We start from the raw sequence: 7,681 nt of genomic DNA on the forward strand, positions 1-7,681 counted from the left end.
AAATGATTTATTTCGATTTTGATAAATCAGATATCCGAATAGAAGCGGCATTGGATCTAGAAAAAATATTGGATGTACTGAATCAATATCCGGCTATGAAACTCGATATTCGTTCCCATACTGATAGTCGTGGATCATTCAAATACAATGAAGCCTTATCCGACAGAAGAGCTAAATCGACCATAAACTGGTTAATTAAAAATGGGGTAGCCAAAAACAGATTAGTCGGTAAAGGATACGGCGAAAACCTATTGGTAAACAATTGTTCTGACGGGGTGAAATGTACAGAGGATGAACATCAGCTTAACAGACGTAGTGAGTTTATTATTACGGCTTTGTAAAACTCTTAAAATAATTAGAGGCTGCCTTTTTGGGGAAAGCAGCCTCTAAATTCCAAAAATAAACAAAAAATTGACTTATATTTTTGCAAAAATATTGGTATAATATTTTTTACCGGTAACCGGATCCATTCTTATTGCAATACCAAAATGAGTATAATTACCTTCAATATTTTTTTTATGCTCAGGACTAGCCAACCAGGCGTTTAAAACAGACTGAGAAGTATTATAATTATATGCAATATTCTCACTTACTGATTTGGCACCTAGGACATTCATAATGCTTTCAGAACGAACTATAAAATCATTATGATCGACCACATTATTGATAATCATATAATTATCATGCTCTTCTGACTTGAGAGAAATATAATTAATTTTCGCCAAAGAGTTTAACCCAATACTAACTCTGTAGGTGTTTATCAAATTCATAGTTTCGATTTCAGAACTGTTATAAGTATAATCGACTATCTTTTGCGATAAAGCTGCATTTGATTTCGGTAATTCAGAATTATCAGAAGAACAAGAAGACATTGCATAAAAAGTAAAAACAAGAAATAAAGCGCGGAATGAGACTGCTGTCATGTAGTAATGAAGAGATTAAATTAACAAGTTGTAAACTAAACAATTAAATTTTTTTTCAATCGTCATAGTTGACCGTTTGTAAATGTATATATAAGACTTCAAAAACCAAACTATTTCAAAAAAATTAACAATATTTAAAAAAAACGTTTTTTTTATTGCATTTTTCAAAAAAATCATCTGTTTTTTATTAATTTTCTTCCCAAAAAAAACAGATATTACATTTATTACGCCTCTTAGAAATTTAAAACTCCTGTTTCAAAGAATTTATCCTAAGTCATCTAACAGCTATAAAATAGAAAAAGACAGCCTTTTGGACAGAAAGCAATCTTTGAATTCCAAAAAACAAACAAAATAGTAACTTCTATTTTTACAAAAATATTAGCAGGCCATTTTTTACAGGCCACAGGAATCTCTCAGATTGAGATACTAAAATGAGTAAAATTACCTTCAATATTTTCTGGTAACCAGAACTGGTAAACTGATCAACCAAATATTTAAAAACAGTCTGTGGGATATCAAAATTGTAAGTTATATTTCGGCAAAAGAATTAGCCTAAGTCATAATCTATAAACAGAAAAAGGCTGTCTTTTGGGGGGAAGACAGCCTTTTAATACCAAAAAAAAACAAAAAATTAACTTATATTTTCGCGAAGATATTTGTGTAATATTTTTTACCATTCACTGGATTCTCTCTTATTGCAATTCCAAAATGAGTATAATCACCTTCAATATTTTCTTTATGTCCAGGACTAGCTAACCAAGCATTTAAAGCAGCTTGAGGCGTACCATAATTATAAGCGATATTTTCGCTTACAATTTTAGCACCTAAAACTTTGATTATATTTTCAGAACGAGCAACAAAATCATTATGATTAACTACATTATTAGCAATCATATAGTTGTCATGCTCTTCTGACTTATAAGACATATGATTGATTTTTTCTAAAGGATTTAACCCTACACTAACTCTGTAGGTATTTATCAAATTCATAGTTTCTATTTCAGAAGTATTATAAGTATAATTAACTACCTTTTGTGTTGTAGTATTTTCTGTTGTTGCTTCAGAAGCATCTGACGAACATGAATTCATAGTGCATATCACAGCCACGAGCAATAACGCACGAAGTAATTTTAGTTTCATAAAAGTAGTAGTTTAAGTTTAAAGTAGATTGTGGGGCAAACTTCTTTAAATGTATTTACAAATATTGTTTTTTATTATATTTTAAAAGTAGACATTTTATCGCTAAACTACCAAATAAAATCGATGAACTACATAATAAAAAAAATTTAATATATAATTTTCTTACATTATGGTGATAATCGATCAATCTTCCAAGAGAAATCTTCTTGACTTGTATATCTAATTCTATCATGCAATCTATTGGGTCTTCCTTGCCAAAATTCAACTTCTAAAGGAGTAACCAAAAAACCTCCCCAATGCTCTGGTCTTGGAATAACCATACTATCATAATCTTTTTCTAATTGTTTTAAATTTTCTTCCAAATAAGCACGAGAGGGAACAACCTCACTTTGGTTTGAAACTACGGCACCTAATTTACTCCCATCAGGTCTGGATTCAAAATAATTATCTGAAATGGTTTCAGTAGTTTTCTGTGCAATACCTTTTATAATAACCTGACGTTCCATGGTATGCCAAAAGAAGGAAAGACATATTTTAGGGTTATTGGCAATAGCCTTACCTTTTTCTGAATTATAATTAGTGTAAAAAATAAATCCTTCTTCATTGAATTTTTTCAATAGAACAACTCTAGACTTTGGAAAGCCATCTAGACCAATTGTAGAGACAGTCATGGCATTAACTTCTTCGTTAGCTCCTAAATCTTCTGCTTCATGAAACCATCTATTAAATAGGTTTATTGGATCTTCGGGAATATTGGATTCTAATAACTCACTCTTTTCGTAGGATTTTCTGTAATTGCTTAAATCACTCATTTTTTTTATTTTAAGATTGTTTGATTTTAAGATTATTCGAAATCGATAATCTTAAAAATCCAAGTGTCAATTTATACTATGTAGATTAATGTTTTTTTTTAAAACTCAAAACTTTTTCCATCATCGGCTAAAAGCACTTCCGAAAAAATAGTTTCAGCTTCTTCCTTAAATAGTTCGATACTTTCATATCGGGTAGAATAATGTCCTAAAATTAATTGCTTCGCATTAGATTTCAAAGCAATCATTGCCGCTTCTTTTGCAGTGGAATGCAATGTTTTTTTAGCCAGATTTTCTTCCGACTGTAAAAAAGTAGATTCATGGTATAAAACATCTACATTTTCAATAAATGGTATCATTAATTCATTATAAACAGTGTCGGAGCAAAAAGCATAATTCTTTGCAGGAATAGGATCAAACGTCAATTTATCGTTTTCAATGACCCTTCCGTCTTCAAGAGTAATGTCTTTCCCATTTTTTATTTTCTGATAATAACAGGTATCGATTTCATAATTTTGAACAGCATCCAAATTAAGTTTCCGCTCCCCTATTTTTTCTTGGAACAAAAAACCATTGGTATATACGCGATGTTTTAACGGAATGGTTTTCACCAAAACCTTTTCATCTTCAAAAATCACTTCACTGTCAACAGATTCTAATTCATGAAAAAACAAACCATAATTCGTCCAAGAATTAGATAATCTCAATTGTAATTTAATGATTTCTTTAATTCCTTTAGGACCATAAATATGTAAATCGGTTGTTCTGTTAAGTAAGGTGAAAGTAGACACTAACCCTACTAATCCAAAAAAGTGATCTCCGTGCAAATGCGAAATAAAAATATGATTTATCTTAGAAAACCTAATTTTGTTTTTGCGCAATTGTACTTGAGTTCCTTCACCGCAATCAATCAGAAAAAGTCTATTTTTTATTTCTAAAATCTGTGACGTTGGATTAGTAAATGTCCGGGGAGTTGCTGCGTAGCAACCAAGTATTGTTAATTTCAATTTGAAGGTTTTATTACAAGTTGAATTTTAAACTTCCTAAATATTCATCAACTTTTGATTACAATTTATTGTTTAAACATTAAAAACCTAATTCTCTTTCAATCTCTTCCATTTCTATAATATCATGCGCTTCTAATATGGAAGGCACAACAGTTAATTTGTCAGGAACTGCATTATAATCAAAATCTGAAGCAACAATAACAAATGACTTTTTACTTTTTTTATGTTGTTTCGATAATGGTAAAAATAACTTTATATTGCTTGTAGATAAATCTTTGTAAAACAAAAGATCAATAATCAAGTTGTGTTTTTCAAATGTTTTGTATTGGTGCGTTACCTTCATCAAAAAAGAGGTAAAATCACCTTGTGTGTCTTTAATCGTAATCGTGTGGTTTTTTTGATCTACTTTCATTTTTTTGATTTTCAGAGACTGCGTAGCGGCAGACAGGTTACTAAGTAGCTAAGTTACTAAGTTTTTCTTTGAAATTACTGAATTTTTGAAGCCAAAAGATAAATAACTGCCATTCTAATCGCCACACCATTTTCTACTTGGTTCAAAATAACCGATTGATTTGAATCAGCTACTTCGCTGGTAATCTCCACACCACGATTAATAGGTCCGGGATGCATGATTATGATTTCTTTATTTAGTGAATCTAATAATGTTTTATCAACTCCATATTGCTGAGCATATTCTCTTGTAGATGGAAAATAATTTACGTCCATTCTCTCATTTTGCACGCGTAACATATTAGCCACATCACACCATTCAAGTGCTTTTCGTAGATTAGGCTCCACAGTTACCCCAAGTGATTCAATATGCCTTGGAATAAGCGTTTTAGGCCCGCAAACTTTCACCTCTGCACCCTGCATTTGCAAAGCGTATATATTGGATAATGCTACTCTGGAGTGTAAAACATCACCTACAATAACTATTTTTTTCCCAGCCACTTCGCCTAGTTTTTCTCTAATCGAATAACTGTCTAATAAGGCTTGTGTAGGATGTTCATGGGCTCCATCCCCCGCATTTACAATACTGGCTTTTACATTTTTGGATAGAAAATAAGCAGCGCCAGGATTAGCATGTCTCATCACTACCATATCTACTTTCATGGAAAGTATATTGTTTACGGTGTCAATTAGTGTTTCTCCTTTTTTGACTGAAGATTGTGCAGCCGAAAAACTAATTACATCGGCAGATAAACGTTTTTGTGCTAGTTCAAAAGATAATTTTGTTCGGGTACTGTTTTCGAAAAAAATATTGGCAATAGTAATATCTCGTAAAGAAGGCACTTTTTTAATTGGTCGGTTGATGACTTCTTTAAAATGATCGGCAGTTTCAAAAATCAGGTCAATATCATTCTTGTTGATGTATTTTATTCCTAATAAATGATTTACGCTTAATTCTTTCATTTCTTTTTACGATTATTAGTTTTTTTTTAATAGTTAAATTTTAATAAATGTTCTCTAACTGGTAATTAAATACACTCCATCCTCACCATCATTTTCTTTCCAACTCACTTTCACTTTTTCGTTATTTATGGCATCTACCTGTCTTCCTCTATAATCCGGTTGAATGGGTAAATTGCGACTGAAACGTCTGTCAATTAAAACCAGTAATTCTATTTCTGATGGTCTTCCAAAAGATTGAATGGCAGTCAAAGCAGATCGTATGCTTCTTCCAGTAAATAAAACATCGTCAATGAAAATAACTTTCTTATTTTCAACAATAAAATTAATCTTGGTTTTATTTGCTTCTAATGGTTTATCCGTTCTGCGAAAATCATCTCTAAAAAAGGTAATATCCAGATAACCAAGCTTAATTTCGGGAGTTTTGTATTCTTTTTCTAATATTTCTTTCAAACGTTCTGCTAAAAAAACGCCTCTTGGTTGGATCCCTACCAAAATAGTATCTGAAAAATCTAAGTGTTTCTCAATTAACTGACAGGCCAAACGATGTAATATGATAGTAACTTCTTTTGCAGTAAGTAATACTTTTTGACTCATGTTAAAGTGTGTTGTTTGGTTTTGCAAATATACAAATTCCGATTTATGATTTTATAATTATAAAGGGAGAAAATAGATGCAGTTATTTTTTACCGAATGAAATCCATGTTGCTTTGTGCCAAATATACTCTAACGGTCCTTGTCTATGGGTTTTAAGCCACCAGGTACAAAATGATAATTGGATAATAAATAATACAATTCCTATCAACAAACAATAGGTTGCTCCTGTGTATTCAAAAAGCCCAAGGCCATATCTGTAGTAAATAAATGCCCCAATCATGGACTGCATGATATAATTAGTCAAACTCATTTTTCCAAAAGGAATCAGCTTGGAAAAAACCCTATTAGCAGAATCCTTTTGATATAGTAAAACAAATACGGAAACGAGTACCAACATAAAAGCAACGTTTGACCAAGAAGCAAATATAATTGTAAGGGTATTTGATAATGTTACTCTTGCAATAATATCAACGATATGAGTCTTTAAAAAGTACAATGGGATAAAGAAAACTATTGCATAACGCAATACTTTATTCCAAAACTGGGTGTTTTCAACGGTTGTTGTGAAAAGTTGTTTTCTGCCAAGTAACATTCCAAACATGAATAAGGCTGGAGCTTGGAAAAATCGTCCATTTTCCCATGACCATAACAAAGAGGCAATTTTCCCCAATGTCAAGTTACCAATTACATAATCCATGAAAGAACCATTTTTCATATAATACCCTATACTTTCATAATAGGCATTAGATAAATTAGGCGGAGCAACATAATCTGGATTTAAAATATAATAAATGCATCTCGCCCATTCCAAGGGTTGTAACATCAAAACAACAGCGGTAATAAAAACGGCTTTATTACTCCATTTTACAACTGGAATAAGTAAAAGTCCCAGAAAGGCATACAAAGTAAGAATATCACCTTGGTAAAATGCGGTATTAACAATTCCAAAAATCAATAATAACATCATACGCCAAAAAAACCGCCCTCGGAAATCATTCCCTTTTTTAGCTTGATTATCATTTTGAATGTAAAAACTAAACCCAAAAAGAAGCGCAAAAATTGCATAGGATTTACCTCCAAAAAGAAAAAACAAAGAATCCCAAACAATTTTATCCAAAGCCACAAGCCAAGTTGGAAAATTTTCCGGTAAATAATAATATTCAAAATGTTCTACATTATGAAGTAACATAATAGACATAATTGCAAAGCCACGTAGCGCATCGACCACTTCTATTCGAGGAGCTTTTAAATTGAAAGTAATATTGGTCATATTTTAAATTTGGATTTAAATAGAAATAGTAAAATTCAAAAATATATTTTTTTTGGATGAAAATCAGTTTAAAAAAAATAATTAATAATTACAAACTAACATTTTGTTGTTTTTTTTCAATAATTATAAAATTTTACAAGAAACTACAAAAATTATATAACTAATCGCTAATCTGATTCGGTACCTTTATATTAAGCTAAAATTTTAAAAATAAAAAATCATGCAAAAAAAAATAACAAGATTATTGGTCCTTTTTATAGTACTAATTTCATTTACAAGCTGTTCAGTAATAGAAGGTATATTTAAAGCCGGAATGGGTGTTGGTATTTTTATTGTGATTGCTGTAATTGCCGTAATAGTTTTTATCATGAGTAAAATTTTTGAAAGAAAGTAAATTGTACTTAATCTATTTAAAATTTCAATTAGACAAAAAAAATCTCCCGCAATTGGAGGGTACTGAAAAAGTCCTTTAAGGAATAAATACAATAATTTAAGGAGTAGAAATCTTAGTTTTTCTGCTCCTTT

Annotated in this window: 10 protein-coding genes; 1 reads left to right on the forward strand and 9 read right to left on the reverse strand. The window is 30.8% G+C overall.

Translation table 11 applies throughout. From position 1 onward, the window contains the following. A partial coding sequence (locus FNW38_RS16995) for an OmpA family protein (RefSeq protein WP_143388802.1) occupies positions 1–341 on the forward strand: 341 nt, incomplete at its 5' end. Positions 342–416: 75 nt separating this feature from the next. Here FNW38_RS16995 and FNW38_RS17000 read toward each other — a convergent pair. The 9 genes from FNW38_RS17000 to FNW38_RS17620 all read right to left on the reverse strand — a co-directional run. Beyond that, positions 417–923 (reverse strand): CAP domain-containing protein, encoded by a 507-nt coding sequence (locus FNW38_RS17000; protein ID WP_235890236.1) that lies wholly within the window; start codon positions 921–923, stop codon positions 417–419. 636 nt (positions 924–1,559) lie between these two features. Beyond that, positions 1,560–2,063: a CAP domain-containing protein gene (locus FNW38_RS17005; RefSeq protein WP_143388803.1), complete on the reverse strand. Its 504-nt coding sequence runs from the start codon at positions 2,061–2,063 to the stop codon at positions 1,560–1,562. Positions 2,064–2,230: 167 nt separating this feature from the next. Further along, complete coding sequence (pdxH, locus tag FNW38_RS17010) at positions 2,231–2,875, reverse strand: pyridoxamine 5'-phosphate oxidase (protein WP_143388804.1); 645 nt, start codon at positions 2,873–2,875, stop codon at positions 2,231–2,233. A gap of 98 nt (positions 2,876–2,973) precedes the next feature. Then, on the reverse strand, positions 2,974–3,879 hold the full coding sequence (locus FNW38_RS17015; RefSeq protein ID WP_143388805.1) for a ribonuclease Z: 906 nt from the start codon (positions 3,877–3,879) through the stop codon (positions 2,974–2,976). Positions 3,880–3,958: 79 nt separating this feature from the next. Then, complete coding sequence (locus FNW38_RS17020; RefSeq protein WP_143388806.1) at positions 3,959–4,291, reverse strand: ribonuclease Z; 333 nt, start codon at positions 4,289–4,291, stop codon at positions 3,959–3,961. A gap of 74 nt (positions 4,292–4,365) precedes the next feature. After that, positions 4,366–5,292 carry an aspartate carbamoyltransferase catalytic subunit gene (locus tag FNW38_RS17025; protein WP_143388807.1) on the reverse strand — a complete coding sequence of 309 codons (927 nt, stop codon included), beginning with the start codon at positions 5,290–5,292 and terminating at the stop codon, positions 4,366–4,368. A 54-nt stretch (positions 5,293–5,346) separates the two neighbouring features. Then, on the reverse strand, positions 5,347–5,886 hold the full coding sequence (gene pyrR, locus FNW38_RS17030) for a bifunctional pyr operon transcriptional regulator/uracil phosphoribosyltransferase PyrR (protein ID WP_144065082.1): 540 nt from the start codon (positions 5,884–5,886) through the stop codon (positions 5,347–5,349). Positions 5,887–5,968: 82 nt separating this feature from the next. Further along, complete coding sequence (locus FNW38_RS17035; RefSeq protein WP_218043840.1) at positions 5,969–7,156, reverse strand: DUF418 domain-containing protein; 1,188 nt, start codon at positions 7,154–7,156, stop codon at positions 5,969–5,971. 204 nt (positions 7,157–7,360) lie between these two features. After that, a partial coding sequence (locus FNW38_RS17620) for a hypothetical protein (RefSeq protein WP_218043845.1) occupies positions 7,361–7,681 on the reverse strand: 321 nt, incomplete at its 5' end.

Source organism: Flavobacterium gawalongense (assembly GCF_007097265.1).
In the GTDB taxonomy this organism is placed as follows: Bacteria; Bacteroidota; Bacteroidia; order Flavobacteriales; family Flavobacteriaceae; genus Flavobacterium; species Flavobacterium gawalongense.

What these genes read in the sequence shown, in the direction of transcription:
- FNW38_RS17000 (WP_235890236.1), bottom strand. Translation starts at nt 923, where the DNA reads ATGACAGCAGTCTCATTCCGCGCTTTATTTCTTGTTTTTACTTTTTAT.
- FNW38_RS17005 (WP_143388803.1), bottom strand. Translation starts at nt 2,063, where the DNA reads ATGAAACTAAAATTACTTCGTGCGTTATTGCTCGTGGCTGTGATATGC.
- pdxH (WP_143388804.1), bottom strand. Translation starts at nt 2,875, where the DNA reads ATGAGTGATTTAAGCAATTACAGAAAATCCTACGAAAAGAGTGAGTTA.
- FNW38_RS17020 (WP_143388806.1), bottom strand. Translation starts at nt 4,291, where the DNA reads ATGAAAGTAGATCAAAAAAACCACACGATTACGATTAAAGACACACAA.
- FNW38_RS17025 (WP_143388807.1), bottom strand. Translation starts at nt 5,292, where the DNA reads ATGAAAGAATTAAGCGTAAATCATTTATTAGGAATAAAATACATCAAC.
- pyrR (WP_144065082.1), bottom strand. Translation starts at nt 5,886, where the DNA reads ATGAGTCAAAAAGTATTACTTACTGCAAAAGAAGTTACTATCATATTA.
- FNW38_RS17035 (WP_218043840.1), bottom strand. Translation starts at nt 7,156, where the DNA reads ATGACCAATATTACTTTCAATTTAAAAGCTCCTCGAATAGAAGTGGTC.